This window comes from Pseudomonas sp. ChxA (assembly GCF_030263855.1).
GTDB lineage: Bacteria > Pseudomonadota > Gammaproteobacteria > Pseudomonadales > Pseudomonadaceae > Aquipseudomonas > Aquipseudomonas fluorescens_CB.
Genome location: NZ_JARPMK010000001.1, coordinates 5,209,590 through 5,223,667 on the forward strand (window position 1 = coordinate 5,209,590; position 14,078 = coordinate 5,223,667).

Consider the following 14,078-nt stretch of genomic DNA (forward strand, 5'->3'; position numbering starts at 1 on the left):
TTCCTCGAATTATTTGTCCGGAGTGTCGATGGTCAGCTGCTGCAGCGCAGTGGTGCTGCTGGCCAAGGGTTGGCTGCGGCCGATCCACTCGCCAGTGGTCGGTTGACCGGCCCGGGATATGCGCGCAACCAGTTGGACTTCGGGGAAGTTCGACAGTTTCAACTGCGGCATCATTGCGTCCGCATCGCCCAGTTCGACGGTGACCGGCAGTTCAGCCACGGTGACGCGCTTGGCCGCCAACGGCGCCGGTGGGCCGTTTACCGCACGGGCGAAGATAAACACGCTGTCGGTGGCCAGGGCTTTGGCCTTCACCTCAGGTGCCAGGTCCACGCGCACTTTCATCACGGTTTTTGCCGCAACCGTGCCCCCGCTTTCCTTGAGCTTCTCGGCCGCACGGTCGATGCCCCCTTGCAGCGCGACACGGGAGTTGTCTTCCGCTGGCAACTGCGCCAACAGCCGGTTCCAGTAATCGATGGCTTCCTGATAACGCTGGCCTTCAAAGGCGGCGATACCCAGCAGGCCGAGGCTGGTGACTTCTTTGGGGTCGAGCTTCAAGGCTTCATCGGTCAGCGCCTGCACCTTGGGCGACCATTGTTTATTGTCGGCAAAGTACTGCGCCTGCGCCCACTGGCCGAGCAGTTCGGGCTGGCGCCCGGCCAGTGCGACGGTGCGTTCGAAGATTTTCGCGGCGTCCGCGGAACGGTCCTGAGCCATGTAGGCGCGGCCGAGGAAGTACAAGCCTTCCGGCGAGTCCGGCTGGGCGGCGGCGGCGCGCTCCAGGCGGCGGGTCATGTCTTGCATCGACACCGGCGGCTGGGAGAATTCGCGGGTCAGTTCGACCTTGTCGCTCGCTCCGTAATGCAGGTACAGCGCAACGCCCAGGACCGGCACGAGAAACGCCGCCAAAAACGGCAGTGGTTTGCCCAAGCGCGATTCGCGCGGCTTTTCTAAGCCTTCGGTGTCGGCCAGCAACTCACGCGCAGCCTCGGCACGGCCAGTGTCGAGTTGCGCGGCATTCAGCACGCCTTCGTCCTGCTGCACTTGCAGCTCGGCCACGCGTTCTTGGTAGAGCGCCACGTTCAGTGCGGTGCGATCCTCTTCACGCTGGGCACGGCGGCCGCGCAACACAGGGATCAACAGGAAACTCAGGGCAATCAGGAGCAGCAACCCTGCTGCGAGCCAAAAATCAATCATCAGTCTTGGTGTCCAGCAATTGGTCGAGGCGTTTGCGTTCATCCGGGGAGAGCGCATCGGAACCATCAGTAGGCGCAGCGCGGCGACGGCGCACGATCACGGCCATCACCACCACGCCGGCCAGCAACAGCCCGGCGGGGCCGAACCAGAGCAACGCAGTCTTGCCGGTAAGGGCCGGTTTGTAGCGCACGAAATCACCGTAGCGATCGACCATGAAGTCGATGATCTGCTGGTTGTCCTTGCCCTCCCCCAGCATGCGGAAGATCTCTTTGCGCAGGTCGGCGGCGATGGGGGCGTTGGAGTCGGCAATGTCCTGGTTCTGGCACTTGGGGCAGCGCAGTTCCTTGGTCAGTTCGCGAAAACGCTCGCGGTCACCGTCCTTGGCGAACTCGTAGGTGTCGATGGCCGCATGGGCGACGCCGACCAATCCAAGTGCCAAAACAGCAGCGGCTAACAGACGCTTCATGGCTTGGCCTCATCGACCAGCGCCTGGTACTTGGCGGCCAGTTGCTCGCGCCAGACCACTTCGTCGATCACGCCAACATACTTGTCGCGGATCACGCCTTTGGCATCGATGAAGAAGGTTTCCGGAGCGCCGTACACGCCGAGGTTGAGGCCCAAGTTGCCGTCCTCATCGCGAATATCCAGCTGGTACGGGTTGTGGAACTCGGCCAGCCACTTCAAGGCCGCCGCATTGTCGTCCTTGTAGTTGATGCCGTAGATCACCACGCCCTGCTCGGCGAGTTTGTTGAGCACCGGGTGCTCGACGCGGCAGGAGATGCACCAGGTGCCCCACACGTTGACCAGCGCCGGTTTGCCCAGCAGGTCGGCCTGGGTCAGAGTCTTGTCGCCCTGCACCGTCTTCAGGCTGAACGCCGGGAATGGCTTGCCGATCATCGCCGAGGGCAACTCGGCCGGGTCCAGGTACAAGCCACGGTATAAAAACACTGCCATCACCAGAAAGGCCGCCAGCGGTAACACCATCAACCAACGCTTCATGCCGCCGCTCCTTGCAGGCCGAGGGCTTCACGCACCCGGCTTTTGACCTTGACCCGATAACGCCGGTCCAGCGCGGCGAGTAACCCGCCGAAACCGGTGAGCAAACCGCCGAACCAGATCCAGCGTACAAACGGCTTCACATGCACGCGCACCGCCCAGGCACCGTCGCCCAACGGCTCACCCAGCGCCACATAGAGGTCGCGGGTAAAACCGGCGTCGATACCCGCTTCGGTCATCATCGAGCTTTGCACGGTGTACAGGCGTTTTTCCGGGTGCAGCACCGCCACTTCCTTGCCGTTGCGCACCACACGCACCGTGCCTTTGTCGGACGTGAAGTTCGGGCCTTCGAAGTGCTTGGCGCCTTCGAAGATGAAGTGGTAACCGGCCAGGTCCATGGACTCACCCGGCGCCAGGCGCAGGTCGCGCTCGGCGCTGTTCTGGCTGGACAGCACCACGCCGAGGGCGCACACGGCGATGCCGATATGGGCGACTTGCATGCCCCAGTAGCTGCGGGTCAATGTTGGCAGACCTTTGATCAGGCCTTTGTGACGGGTCTTGTCGAAGATGTCGCGCACGCCGGCCAGCAATACCCAGGCGGCGAGCAGGAAGGTGGCGAGCACCGCCCAGTTGAAGTCGCCGTAGGCAAACCCGGCGATCACTGCCAGGGCCACGCTGCCCAGCAGCACCGGCATCAGCATGCCGGCCAGCCATTTCACCGGCGTGTCTTTCCAGCGCACCAGCACACCAACGGCCATGACCACCATCAACAGGCCCATCAACGGGATAAACAACGCGTTGAAGTACGGCGGGCCGACGGACAGCTTGGCGCCGCTCAGCGCGTCCAGCACCAAGGGGTACAAGGTGCCGAGCAGAATCATCGACGCGGCCACCACCAGCACCAGGTTATTGCCCAGCAGCAGGGTTTCTCGCGACCACAGGTTGAAGCCGACCTGGCTCTTGACCACCGGCGCGCGCAACGCAAACAGGGTCAACGAGCCGCCGACTACAAACAGCAGGAAGATCAGGATGAACACGCCGCGCTCCGGGTCCGACGCAAACGCATGCACCGAGGTCAGCACGCCCGAACGCACCAGGAAAGTACCCAGCAGGCTGAGGGAGAATGCGGCGATGGCCAGCAACACGGTCCAGCTTTTGAACACGCCGCGTTTTTCGGTGACCGCCAGCGAGTGAATCAGCGCGGTGCCGACCAGCCAAGGCATGAAGGAAGCATTTTCCACCGGGTCCCAGAACCACCAGCCGCCCCAGCCGAGTTCGTAATAGGCCCACCACGAACCGAGGGTAATACCGATACCGAGGAATGCCCAGGCCACAATGGTCCATGGCCGCGACCAGCGCGCCCAGGCCGCATCGAGGCGCCCGCCGAGCAGGGCGGCGATGGCAAACGCAAAGGCTACGGAGAAACCGACGTAGCCCATATAAAGCATCGGCGGGTGCACGATCAGGCCGATGTCTTGCAACAACGGGTTGAGGTCATGCCCATCCATTGGGATCTGCGGCAGGATGCGCGTGAACGGGTTGGAGGTCATGATCAAAAACAGCAGGAAGCCGATGCTGATCATGCCCATCACCGCCAGCACGCGGGCCAGCATGACTTGCGGCAGTTGGCGCGAGAACACCGACACGGCAAAGGTCCAGCCGCCGAGGATCAAGGCCCAGAGCAGCAACGAACCTTCGTGGGCACCCCACACGGCGCTGAACTTGTAGTACCAAGGCAGCGCGCTGTTGGAGTTATTGGCGACATAGGCAACGGAAAAGTCGTCGGTCATAAAGGCGTAGGTCAGGCAGCCAAAGGCGAACACCAAAAAGGCAAACTGGCCCCAGGCGGCCGGTTGCGCCAGGCTCATCCACAGGCGGTCACCGCGCCAGGCACCGAGCAACGGCACCACGGCCTGAACGATGGCGAAGCACAGGGCGAGGATCATCGCCAGTTGGCCCAACTCCGGAATAAACAGTGCGGACGTCATGGCTTAGCCCTCCTTGGCAGGCTGTGCATTTGAGCCAGGGGCCGATTGGCCGCTGTCCTTAAGGGCTTTGGTGACCTCGGGCGGCATGTACTTCTCATCGTGCTTGGCGAGTACTTCATCGGCCACCACCACGCCGTCGGCGTTGAGCTTGCCCAGGGCGACAATGCCCTGGCCTTCACGAAACAGGTCCGGGAGGATGCCGCGATAGGTGATGGTCACGGCTTTGTTGAAGTCGGTGACCACGAAGGTCACGTCGAGGGAATCACCGGAACGCTTCAAGGAGCCCTTCTCGACCATGCCGCCGGCGCGGATGCGCGTGTCGACTGGCGCTTCGCCATTGGCGATCTGGGTCGGGGTGTAGAACAGGTTGATGTTCTGCTGCAAGGCGCTCAGGGCCAGGGTGACGGCAATGCCGACGCCGGCCATGATGGCGAGGATGATCAACAGACGCTTTCTACGCAGCGGATTCACTTATCGGTCTCCCGGCGCAGACGACGCGCCTCTTGTTGCAGGTAACGCTTGCGGGCCAGGATCGGCGCGGCGACGTTGAGGGCCAGCACCGCCAGGCAGATGCCATAGGCCGTCCAGACATACAGGCCGTGATGGCCCATGGCGAGAAATTCACTGAACGAGTTGAAGTTCATCCGCGCGCTCCCAGGCTGTTTTGCACTTCGGCCTTGACCCAACTGGTGCGGGCTTCACGCTTGAGCACTTCGAGGCGCATGCGCATCAGCAATACGGCGCCAAAGAAGCAGTAGAACCCCAACACCATCAGCAGCAGCGGCGCCCACATTTCCACAGGCATCGCCGGTTTTTCGGTGAGGGTGAAGGTGGCGCCCTGGTGCAGGGTGTTCCACCACTCCACCGAGTATTTGATGATCGGGATGTTGATCACGCCGACGATGGCCAGCACTGCGCAGGCCTTGGCGGCGCTGTCGCGGTTGCTGATGGCGTTGCCCAGAGCAATCAGGCCGAAATACAGGAACAGCAGGATCAGCATGGAGGTGAGTCGCGCATCCCACACCCACCACGAACCCCAGGTGGGTTTGCCCCAGATCGCGCCGGTGACCAGCGCCACGGCGGTCATCCACGCACCGATGGGCGCGGCGCATTGCAGGGCGACGTCGGCCAGTTTCATCTTCCACACCAGGCCGACGATGCCGCACACGGCCAGCATCACGTAGCAGGACTGGGCCAGCATGGCGGCGGGCACGTGGATATAGATGATGCGAAAGCTGTTGCCTTGCTGGTAGTCCGGCGGCGCGAAGGCCAGGCCCCAGACCAAGCCGATGCCGATCAGCAAAATGGCGGCGACGCTCAACCACGGCAGCAGCTTGCCGCTGATGCCGTAAAACCATTTGGGCGAGCCGAGCTTGTGAAACCAGGTCCAGTTCATTGCTGTTTCCATCACGGTGGCTGTGCGTCATTGCGCAAAGCTCAGGGTCTTTACTGGCCAAGACATAACACTTGGCCAGACCTCATTATTCGCCGACGCTGATCTTCAGGCCAGCCGCTATAGCAAAGGGTGTCAGGGTTACCGCCAGGGCGGTCAGGCTGCCAAGCCACAGGAGGTAACCGGTCGCCGGCATGCCCATGAGCGCGGCCTGCAAGGCGCCGCTGCCCAGGATCAACACCGGGATGTACAAAGGCAGAATCAGCAGGGCCAGCAACAGGCCACCCCGCTTCAAACCGACGGTCAACGCTGCGCCCACCGCCCCCAACAGGCTGAGCACCGGCGTACCGAGTAACAAGGACAGGAGCAACACCGGCAGGCACTCAACGGGCAAGCCGAGCATCATCGCCAGCAGCGGCGAGAGCAATACTAGCGCCAAGCCGGAAAAAACCCAGTGTGCCAGCACCTTGGCCAGTACCAGAAGTGGCAAGGGGTGCGACGAAAGGACCCACTGTTCGAGGGAACCGTCTTCAAAATCACTGCGAAACAGCCCGTCCAGCGAGAGCAGGACCGATAAAAGCGCGGCCACCCACACCAGTCCCGGGGACAAGGTTTGCAACAGTTTAGTTTCAGGGCCGACTGCCAGCGGGAACAGCGCGATGACGATGGCGAAAAACACCAAGGGATTGGCCAGTTCGGCCGGGCGACGGCACAACAGGCGGGCTTCACGGGCGACTAACAGCGCGAACACACTCATGCCGACCACCGCCCTAAATCCAGGTCGCGGTAACCGGCGGGCCTGCGCGCCAGCGTGTGGTGGGTGGTGAGCAGCACCAGGCCACCCTGTTCACAGTGCTGGGCCAGGTGCTCTTCGAGTTGGGCGACGCCTTGCTTGTCGAGGGCGGTGAAGGGTTCGTCGAGAATCCACAGCGGCGGGCCAGGCAGATACAAACGTGCCAGCGCCACGCGGCGCTGCTGGCCGGCGGACAAGGTGTGGCAGGGAACGTCTTCGAAGCCTTTGAGGCCGACAGCGGCCAAGGCCTGCCAGATGGCATCACGGGGCGCCGGATGATGCAGGGCGCTGAGCCAACTGAGGTTTTCTTCCGGCGTGAGCACGTCCTTGATGCCGGCGGCGTGGCCGATCCAGGTCAGGTTACGCGCGAGTTCGGTACGTTGTTCGTTGAGGGGCTTGCCGTTGAGTCGAACCTCACCGGCCGTCGGCTGCATCAAACCGGCCAGCAGGCGCAGCAAACTGGTCTTGCCGCTGCCGTTGGGGCCGCTGATCTGCACCATGTCGCCGCCCGCCAGCCGCAGTTCGAGATGCTCGAACAGCAGGCGCAGGTCACGTTCACAGGCAAGCGCTACGGCTTCTAGAAGAGGGCTGGTCAAAAGATCGCGGGCCTTTACGGTTCAAGTCGGCGGTGCAGCGGCCGTTATAGAGAAATGCACAATAACGGCTTTGGCGACCGATTTTAGAGAGCTGGATCAAATAGTTGTGAGGTTTTTACCGCTCTCTTTGCAGACGGGCGGCATTATACATGTGATGCCCTACTCTAAAGAGGGCAATTTCCCCAGAGACGACGCGCACGATGACCGGTGAGATCAACCTTCCTACGCTGCCGCCCGCACCGACGCCCGGGCCTGCCCCGCTGCCGCCGACCGGCGAGTTGTTGAAACTGCTGGAGCCGCAGACCGGCCTGATCGACCCTGGGAAAACCGTCAACGCCGAGGTGATTGCGCTTAAACAAGGCGGTGATGCGTTTCAGCTATTGCTCAAGTTGACCCTCGAAGGCGGCCGCCAAACCTTGGTACAAGCCAGCAGCGCCCAGCCGTTGCCGTTGGGCAGCAATGTGGCGGTGAGCCAGACACCCACCGGCAACCTGACCATCAGCTTGCAGCAAGCCTTGAGCGCCAATGTGGCCGCCCTCACCCGCATTGACACCACACAAATGCCGGTGGGCACGCTGTTGCAGGCCAAGGTGCTGACCACCCAGATGCTGCCGCAAGGCACCGCGCAACCGGCAATCTATCGCTCGCTGGTCAGCGTGCTCAATAACGCCCTGGCCGGCACCACGCTGAGCCTGGAAAGCCCGCAGCCGCTGCGGGTCGGCAGCTTGCTCAGCGCCGTGGTGCAGAATGCGCAAAGCCTGAATTTCGTGCCGTTGAGCGGGCTCAAGGATCAGTTGGCCGTGGCGCAACAACTGACCACTCAGCAAAGTCGCCAAGGCTCGCTGGATGTGCTGTTCACCGCGCTGCAAAGCCTGCCCGCCGACGACACCACTTCCAGCGACCTGCGCGCCGCCGCCGCGCGTTTGCTCAATGCGCTGCCTGACCTGGCGCAAGTCAGCAACCCGAAGGTGCTGGCGCAGTTGGTACAAAGTAGCGGCGTGTTCCTTGAAGCCAAATTGCTCGCCGGGCAAGACCCGCAAATTCCGCCTCTGGACATGAAGGGCGCGCTGCTGCGCCTGGTTGACGATTTGCTGCCGGCCCTGCCCGCCGCGACGAATCTGAATGCCATCCTCGCCGCCAATACGCTGGCCCAGGTACTGCCCAACTTCGTGCGTAACCCGCTCAGCACCCTCGGCCAGATCGGCGCACGGCAAGCCCCGGCAGGGTTTCCTCTGCCGGACCGGCTGATGGCCAAGCTGGCAGGCGAAGGCGACCTGGAAAACCTGCTGCGCCTGGCCGCCGGGGCCATTTCCCGGCTGCAAAGCCACCAGCTATCGAGCCTGGAGCAAACCGGCACCACCGCCGATGGCCGGCTGCAAACCACCTGGCAGCTGGAAATCCCCATGCGTACCTTGCAGGACATTGTGCCGTTGCAGGTCAAGTTCCAGCGTGAAGAACCGCCGCCGGACAAGGACCAACCGGAGCGCAAGGACAAGAAAGACCCCAAGCAAATGCTCTGGCGCGTCGAGCTGGCCTTCGACATGGAGCCGCTGGGGCCGTTGCAGGTGCAGGCGCAACTGACTCAGGGCAAATTGTCCAGCCAGCTGTGGGTCTCGCGCCCGTTCACCGCCAGCCTGATCGAAAGCCACTTGGGCAGCTTGCGCGAGCGCCTGGTGACCTCGGGTATCAATGTCGGCGACCTGGATTGCCACCTCGGCACGCCGCCACGCGGGCCACGAACCGGATTGGAGCAACGCTGGGTGGATGAAACCGCATGAAAAACCCGACCCCGCCGCGCCAGGCGATTGCCCTCAAGTACGACGGCCAGCAAGCGCCGACCCTGACGGCCAAGGGCGACGATGCCCTGGCTGAAGCCATCCTCAAGTTGGCGCGGGAAAATGAAGTACCGATCTATGAGAATGCCGAACTGGTGAAGCTGCTGGCGCGTATGGAATTGGGCGACAGCATCCCGGAGGAGCTGTACCGCACGGTGGCCGAGATTATTGCGTTTGCGTGGACGCTCAAGGGCAAATTCCCGGTGGGCTATGACCCGAATGCCGAGCCGGTGGAGCGGGATGTGACTGAGCGTGGGGATGATTACTAGCTAAGCGCAAATCCAATGTGGGGCTTGCCTGTGATAGCGGGGGGGTCAGCCGATGCATGTGCGGCTGATGTGCGGGATGTTAGGCCGTGTACATATCCGTTGCTGCGGTAACGGCTTCTATTGGTTCCGCTCTTACAGCGGGTCACTTTTGTAAAGACACAAAAGTAACCAAAAAGTCTTCGCCCCAACACTCGGTGCCTCGCTATGGCTCGGCATGCCCTCACTCCGGCTTGAATCCGTGGGCCGCCGCGATGGGCCATCCTTGGCCCAGCGCGGCTAACCCGGCGTCCTGCCGGGTTACCCACGGATTCAAGCCTGCGTTCGGCCATCGTGTTTGACGGGGCGATTTCAGATCAAGATCAAAAGCGCAGATCAAAAGACCGCTGACTTCGTCATCGAAAAGGATGTAAGGGCCAGAGCAACAGCAACAGCAACAGCAACAGCAACAGCAACAGCAACAGCAACAGCAACAGCAACAGCAACAGCAACAGCAACAGCAACAGCAACAGCAACAGCAACAGCAGAGCCATACTCGGTCAAAGGTGGGAGCTGGCTTGTCGAATCGTCGCACCGCTGCGATGGCATCAACTCGGTGTGCCTGATACACCGAGGTGTCTGCATCGCAGGCAAGCCAGCTCCCACAGAAAGGCAGATCCCAAAGAAAAGCAGCTCTTCAATGCCTGTAAATCCGCAGCCGACCTCATATTCAAAACTGCATGCGGTCAACTGTGGGAGCGGGCTTGCTCGCGAATGCGGTGGGTCAGTCAATTTATCTGTCACTGATACACCGCATTCGCGAGCAAGCCGCTTCCACATCTCAGCCCCAGTTGCATCAGGTAGATAAGCTTTTGCTTTGCACTTGATCTGGCTTTTGCTTCAACCACTCAGGTCGGCTTTCAGGCCGCCGTGCTGTAGATCTTGATCTTGATCTGAGACGCCCCGTTAACCACGATGGCCGAACGCAGGCTTGAATCCGTGGGTAACCCGGCAGGACGCCGGGTTAGCCGCGCTGGGCCAAGGATGGCCCATCGCGGCGGCCCACGGATTCAAGCCGGAGTGAGGGCACACCGAGCCTAAGCGAGGGGCCGAGTGGTGGGGCGAGGACCTTTTGGTTACTTTTGCGTCCTTGCAAAAGTGACCCGCTGTAAGAGCGGAACCATAAGCGGCCGTTATCGCAGCAACGGATATGTACACCGAAAAACCGCCACAGCAGCCAAGCCAGCTCCCACAGTCGATCTCTATCGTCAGTTCAGCACTTCACTCAACGGAATGAAATTAACGCGGTCGCCCATCTCCAACGTCGTGCCCTCCAACACCTCCACAAACCCTTCGGCCCACGCCGCACTGCGCAGCACACCGGAACTCTGGTTGCGGTAGATAATCGCCCGACCCTGCTCGATACGCCCGCGCAGGTACTCGCGGCGGTTGCCCGGCTGGGGCCACACAAACCCCACCGGTACTTCGAAACGCAGCGGTGCTACGTCTTGCACGCCTTGGCGGCGCAGCAGATAAGGCCGGGCCAGCAGCGCAAAGGTCACCAGCGTCGACGCCGGATTGCCGGGCAGACCGATCACCGGCACACCGCGAAAGTGCCCGAAGGTCAGCGGCTTGCCCGGCTTGATCGCAAGCTTCCACAGGGCCAGTTCGCCTTCTTCGCGCAGGGCGATGCCGAGAAAGTCCGCCTCGCCGACCGAGACACCGCCGGTGGACAGGATCAGGTCGACACCGCCCAGGCCTGCCAGGCGTGTGCGGGTTTTTCCCAGGTCATCCGGAAGAATCCCGGCATCGATCACTTCACACCCCATGCGTGCAAGCCAACTGCACAACACTCGCCGGTTGCTGTTGTAGATCTGCCCCGGCCCCAGCGGCAGGCCGGGTTCGATCAGTTCGTCGCCGGTGGACAGCACGGCTACGCGCACCCGGCGCACCACACTCAGACAGTCATGCCCGAGGGAGGCCGCCAGGCCCAGCTCTATCGGGCCCAGGCGAGTGCCGGCGTTTAACACCAACTCGCCGACCGTGGTTTCCTGGCCTTGAGGGCGGATGTTCTGGCCGGCCTGCAAGGGCTCGGTAAAGCTCACGCGCTGGTCGGTATGGACCACGGCGTTTTCCTGCATCTCCACGCAATCGGCGCCTTCGGGCACCGGCGCGCCGGTAAAGATGCGCGCGCAGGTGCCGGCCACCAGTGGCTGCGGCGCCTGGCCGGCGAAGATGCGCTGGCTCACGGGCAGCGGCTCGCCGGTCCAGTCGGCCAGGCGCAGCGCATAACCGTCCATAGCGCTGTTGGGCCAGGGCGGCAGGTCGAGGGTGGAGACCAGGTCTTGCGCCAGCACGCGGCTATCGCAATCGGCCAGGGCCAGCACTTCCTGCTCGCGGATCGGCTTGGCGTCGGCCATGTCCAGCAATTGGCGCAGCGCGTCTTCCACCGGCATCAGCGCGCCAGTCTTGCCGGGCTTATCCAAGGGCTTGTCCAAGGGCTTACCCACGAGATTCGCAGGGTTCGGCCTGCTTCAGGTGCGGCACGAAGTTGCAGGGGCGGTGACGGTTATCCAGCTGCTCGGCGAGGATGCCATCCCAGCCCGTGCGCACCGCGTTGGTCGAACCCGGCAGGCAGCACACCAGCGTGCCATTGGCCAGGCCGGCCAGGGCGCGTGATTGCACGGTGGAGGTGCCGATATCGGCCACGGAGATCTGGCGGAACAGTTCGCCAAAACCATCGACGAGCTTGTCCAGCAGGCAACTGACGGCTTCTGGCGTGCTGTCGCGCCCGGTGAAGCCGGTGCCGCCGGTGATCAGCACCACTTGCACCACGTCTTCGGCGATCCAATGAGCGACTTGGGCGCGGATTTTGTAAAGATCATCCTTGAGCAGCACACGCTCGGCCAGGTTGTGGCCGGCGGCGGTCAGGCGATCGACGAAGACCTGGCCGGAGGTGTCGGTGTCCAGGGTGCGGGTGTCGCTGACGGTCAGCACAGCGATATTGAGGGGTACGAAGGGCGCATCAGCCTTGGCTTTCATGGCTTGGTCCGGTTGTCGAATGAACAGCCCGATGTTATATCACAGGCTCCTATTTACCTGCCGCAGCGGAACCACCATGTCGCTTGATTCTTCGCCCCTGCCCTGTTCGATCCTGCTGCTGGCCGGCGGCCGTGGCCAACGCATGGGCGGCCAGGACAAAGGCCTGCTGCCTTGGCACGGTCAGCCGTTGGTTGCACATTTGCAGCGCCTGACCCGCCCGCTGACCGATGACCTGATCATCTCGTGCAACCGCAACCATGAGCAGTACGCGCCCTATGCCGACCAGTTGGTGAGCGACGACAGCCCGGACTTCCCCGGCCCGCTGGCGGGCATCCGCGCGGGCCTGGCCGCCGCGCGGCATGCGCACTTGCTGATACTGCCGTGTGACGTCCCGAACATCGACGTGGGACTACTCAACGACCTGCGTGAGATTGCACGCCGCAACCCGCAGCTGCCGGTGATGGTTCGCCATGGTGAATTCTGGGAACCCTTGATCTGCATCATCCCCACCCACCTCAAAACCCAGGTAGAACAGGCATGGGACGCTGGTGAGCGCAGCCCGCGCAAGATCTTCCTGCAGTTGGGCGGTGTGGGCCTGGAATGCCAAGCCGACGACCCGCGCCTGGCCAACCTGAATACACCCGAGCTGTTGCACCCTGGGTCCGGCGTGTCAGAATGAACCTCGCACAAGGAACTTTGTCGACGCCACGCGCGTCACAAGGTCAGCAATTTAAAAGAATTCTCTTGGAGACAAACTCATGACTCAACGGACCATCGCCGCTCTCATGCTTGCACTGGGCCTCGCTACTCTTGCCGGTTGCGCTTCGCCTACAGTGATCACCCTGAATGACGGTCGCGAAATCCAGGCCGTCGACACCCCTAAATACGACAAGGCTTCGGGCTTCTACGAGTTCGAACAACTTGACGGCAAGCAGACCCGTATCAACAAGGATCAGGTTCGCACCGTTAAAGACCTGTAAGTCTAAGCGCTTGCCCACAAGGCCCGCCATGTGCGGGCCTTGTCGTTTCTGGCGGTTACCAGCCGAGGGTGATGCGGCTGCGAAAATCGCGTTGTTCAGCGGTTACCGGGTCGATAAAACGCACGCCCTGGGCCAGCAATTTGAGCGGGTTGGCGTAGTCGTCCTCGGCATCCTTGAGCACGTCGGGGTAGAACGGGTCGTTGCAGATACTCGCCCCCAGCGCCGTCATGTGCACCCGCAACTGGTGCTTCTTGCCGGTCACGGGGAACAGGCCGTAGCGCCACAGATCGCCATTTTTCTCGCGCACCTCCACCGCCGTTTCGGTGTTGCTGGCGCCCGGCCCTTCCTGCATCCGAAAGAACGGTTCGCCATCGACCAGGCGGCTTTTATGCACCAGTGGGAAGGTCAGGTCGGGCAAGGCCGGAGCAATGGCTTCGTAGAATTTATCGATGCGCCGCGTGGGAAACAGCTGTTGATACGCCGACCGGGTTTGCGGGTTGGCCGAGAACAGCACCAGACCCGCCGTGTGCCGATCAATACGATGCAATGGCACCAGCGCGGGGTTGTCCAGGCGGCGTATCAGGCGGCGCAACAGGGTTTGTTCGACGTATTCGCCGGCCGGGGTCACCGGCAGAAAGTGCGGTTTGTCGGCCACCACCAAGTGCTCATCGACGTACAGGATGGTTTCCTGAACCGGGATCACCTTCTCATTCGGCACTTCGCGAAAATAATAAATGCACAGGCCTTCCTTGTAGGCGAGGTCCAGGCTGATTGGCTGGCCATTGATATCCAAGACGCGGCCACGGGCGATGCGGTCCAGCCACTGCTCGCGGCCAATCGCCGGGAAGTGCTCGCACAGGCAATCGAGCACCGTCGCCCACGGGCCGGGTGGCAGGTACAAGGTGCTGGCTTGATGCTGGGACGCAGAGAAACCGGATGTGGACATGCAATGCTCGAAACCTGGATAAACCGGCTGGCATTATCCCGCATGGAGCGCGGTTGAGCCTAGGGCGGAT

The 14,078-nt window shown here is 62.2% G+C and carries 17 protein-coding genes; 4 read left to right on the forward strand and 13 right to left on the reverse strand.

All coding sequences use genetic code 11. From position 1 onward, the window contains the following. Positions 1–9 precede the first annotated feature (9 nt). From ccmI to ccmA, 9 genes are all read right to left on the reverse strand, one after another. Positions 10–1,194, reverse strand: coding sequence for a c-type cytochrome biogenesis protein CcmI (ccmI, locus tag P5706_RS23280; protein ID WP_285682055.1), 1,185 nt, complete (start codon positions 1,192–1,194; stop codon positions 10–12). Beyond that, positions 1,187–1,660: a cytochrome c-type biogenesis protein gene (locus tag P5706_RS23285; RefSeq protein WP_017136200.1), complete on the reverse strand. Its 474-nt coding sequence runs from the start codon at positions 1,658–1,660 to the stop codon at positions 1,187–1,189. Before P5706_RS23285 ends, ccmI begins: the two co-directional genes overlap by 8 nt. Beyond that, positions 1,657–2,193: a DsbE family thiol:disulfide interchange protein gene (locus tag P5706_RS23290; protein ID WP_017136199.1), complete on the reverse strand. Its 537-nt coding sequence runs from the start codon at positions 2,191–2,193 to the stop codon at positions 1,657–1,659. Before P5706_RS23290 ends, P5706_RS23285 begins: the two co-directional genes overlap by 4 nt. Further along, positions 2,190–4,178, reverse strand: coding sequence for a heme lyase CcmF/NrfE family subunit (locus tag P5706_RS23295; protein ID WP_017136198.1), 1,989 nt, complete (start codon positions 4,176–4,178; stop codon positions 2,190–2,192). The genes P5706_RS23290 and P5706_RS23295 overlap by 4 nt, the downstream gene beginning before the upstream one ends. 3 nt (positions 4,179–4,181) lie before the next feature. Next, positions 4,182–4,649: a cytochrome c maturation protein CcmE gene (gene ccmE, locus P5706_RS23300; RefSeq protein WP_200432739.1), complete on the reverse strand. Its 468-nt coding sequence runs from the start codon at positions 4,647–4,649 to the stop codon at positions 4,182–4,184. Beyond that, on the reverse strand, positions 4,646–4,822 hold the full coding sequence (gene ccmD, locus P5706_RS23305) for a heme exporter protein CcmD (RefSeq protein WP_017136196.1): 177 nt from the start codon (positions 4,820–4,822) through the stop codon (positions 4,646–4,648). The genes ccmE and ccmD overlap by 4 nt, the downstream gene beginning before the upstream one ends. Continuing rightward, positions 4,819–5,574 carry a heme ABC transporter permease gene (locus P5706_RS23310; RefSeq protein ID WP_065912425.1) on the reverse strand — a complete coding sequence of 252 codons (756 nt, stop codon included), beginning with the start codon at positions 5,572–5,574 and terminating at the stop codon, positions 4,819–4,821. Before P5706_RS23310 ends, ccmD begins: the two co-directional genes overlap by 4 nt. A gap of 85 nt (positions 5,575–5,659) precedes the next feature. After that, entirely contained in the window at positions 5,660–6,328 is a 669-nt protein-coding gene (gene ccmB, locus P5706_RS23315; RefSeq protein WP_014717701.1) for a heme exporter protein CcmB, read from the reverse strand. Further along, positions 6,325–6,960, reverse strand: a complete 636-nt coding sequence (gene ccmA / locus P5706_RS23320; protein WP_285682058.1) for a cytochrome c biogenesis heme-transporting ATPase CcmA — start codon at positions 6,958–6,960, stop codon at positions 6,325–6,327. The genes ccmB and ccmA overlap by 4 nt, the downstream gene beginning before the upstream one ends. Positions 6,961–7,160: 200 nt before the next feature. Here ccmA and fliK point away from each other — a divergent pair, with 200 nt between their 5' ends. Further along, positions 7,161–8,738 carry a flagellar hook-length control protein FliK gene (fliK, locus tag P5706_RS23325; protein ID WP_285682060.1) on the forward strand — a complete coding sequence of 526 codons (1,578 nt, stop codon included), beginning with the start codon at positions 7,161–7,163 and terminating at the stop codon, positions 8,736–8,738. After that, a complete protein-coding gene (locus P5706_RS23330; protein ID WP_053255183.1) occupies positions 8,735–9,064 on the forward strand; it encodes an EscU/YscU/HrcU family type III secretion system export apparatus switch protein in 330 nt (109 codons plus the stop codon). Before fliK ends, P5706_RS23330 begins: the two co-directional genes overlap by 4 nt. Positions 9,065–9,456: 392 nt before the next feature. Here P5706_RS23330 and P5706_RS23335 read toward each other — a convergent pair whose 3' ends face one another. The 3 genes from P5706_RS23335 to moaB form a co-directional block, all read right to left on the reverse strand. Continuing rightward, positions 9,457–9,594 (reverse strand): hypothetical protein, encoded by a 138-nt coding sequence (locus P5706_RS23335; RefSeq protein WP_285682063.1) that lies wholly within the window; start codon positions 9,592–9,594, stop codon positions 9,457–9,459. Positions 9,595–10,308: 714 nt separating this feature from the next. After that, positions 10,309–11,496: a molybdopterin molybdotransferase MoeA gene (locus tag P5706_RS23340; protein ID WP_285682812.1), complete on the reverse strand. Its 1,188-nt coding sequence runs from the start codon at positions 11,494–11,496 to the stop codon at positions 10,309–10,311. Positions 11,497–11,542: 46 nt separating this feature from the next. Beyond that, positions 11,543–12,082, reverse strand: a complete 540-nt coding sequence (gene moaB / locus P5706_RS23345; protein WP_138816073.1) for a molybdenum cofactor biosynthesis protein B — start codon at positions 12,080–12,082, stop codon at positions 11,543–11,545. A gap of 76 nt (positions 12,083–12,158) precedes the next feature. On the opposite strand from moaB, the gene mobA reads away from it, so the two are divergent. Together mobA and P5706_RS23355 are read left to right on the forward strand one after the other, a co-directional pair. Continuing rightward, the gene (gene mobA, locus P5706_RS23350) at positions 12,159–12,761 is read left to right on the forward strand and encodes a molybdenum cofactor guanylyltransferase MobA (protein ID WP_285682066.1); all 603 of its coding nucleotides are present in this window, start codon (positions 12,159–12,161) and stop codon (positions 12,759–12,761) included. A 79-nt stretch (positions 12,762–12,840) separates the two neighbouring features. Continuing rightward, on the forward strand, positions 12,841–13,062 hold the full coding sequence (locus P5706_RS23355; protein WP_017136187.1) for a YgdI/YgdR family lipoprotein: 222 nt from the start codon (positions 12,841–12,843) through the stop codon (positions 13,060–13,062). Between the two features lie 55 nt (positions 13,063–13,117). Here P5706_RS23355 and P5706_RS23360 read toward each other — a convergent pair whose 3' ends face one another. Continuing rightward, a complete protein-coding gene (locus P5706_RS23360; protein WP_285682068.1) occupies positions 13,118–14,008 on the reverse strand; it encodes a pseudouridine synthase in 891 nt (296 codons plus the stop codon). Positions 14,009–14,078 lie beyond the last annotated feature (70 nt).

Coding starts and splice junctions, on each gene's coding strand:
- ccmI (WP_285682055.1), bottom strand. CDS start 1,194: ATGATTGATTTTTGGCTCGCAGCAGGGTTGCTGCTCCTGATTGCCCTG.
- P5706_RS23285 (WP_017136200.1), bottom strand. CDS start 1,660: ATGAAGCGTCTGTTAGCCGCTGCTGTTTTGGCACTTGGATTGGTCGGC.
- P5706_RS23290 (WP_017136199.1), bottom strand. CDS start 2,193: ATGAAGCGTTGGTTGATGGTGTTACCGCTGGCGGCCTTTCTGGTGATG.
- P5706_RS23295 (WP_017136198.1), bottom strand. CDS start 4,178: ATGACGTCCGCACTGTTTATTCCGGAGTTGGGCCAACTGGCGATGATC.
- ccmD (WP_017136196.1), bottom strand. CDS start 4,822: ATGAACTTCAACTCGTTCAGTGAATTTCTCGCCATGGGCCATCACGGC.
- P5706_RS23310 (WP_065912425.1), bottom strand. CDS start 5,574: ATGAACTGGACCTGGTTTCACAAGCTCGGCTCGCCCAAATGGTTTTAC.
- ccmB (WP_014717701.1), bottom strand. CDS start 6,328: ATGAGTGTGTTCGCGCTGTTAGTCGCCCGTGAAGCCCGCCTGTTGTGC.
- fliK (WP_285682060.1), top strand. CDS start 7,161: ATGACCGGTGAGATCAACCTTCCTACGCTGCCGCCCGCACCGACGCCC.
- P5706_RS23330 (WP_053255183.1), top strand. CDS start 8,735: ATGAAAAACCCGACCCCGCCGCGCCAGGCGATTGCCCTCAAGTACGAC.
- P5706_RS23335 (WP_285682063.1), bottom strand. CDS start 9,594: ATGGCTCTGCTGTTGCTGTTGCTGTTGCTGTTGCTGTTGCTGTTGCTG.
- P5706_RS23340 (WP_285682812.1), bottom strand. CDS start 11,496: ATGCCGGTGGAAGACGCGCTGCGCCAATTGCTGGACATGGCCGACGCC.
- moaB (WP_138816073.1), bottom strand. CDS start 12,082: ATGAAAGCCAAGGCTGATGCGCCCTTCGTACCCCTCAATATCGCTGTG.
- mobA (WP_285682066.1), top strand. CDS start 12,159: ATGTCGCTTGATTCTTCGCCCCTGCCCTGTTCGATCCTGCTGCTGGCC.
- P5706_RS23355 (WP_017136187.1), top strand. CDS start 12,841: ATGACTCAACGGACCATCGCCGCTCTCATGCTTGCACTGGGCCTCGCT.
- P5706_RS23360 (WP_285682068.1), bottom strand. CDS start 14,008: ATGTCCACATCCGGTTTCTCTGCGTCCCAGCATCAAGCCAGCACCTTG.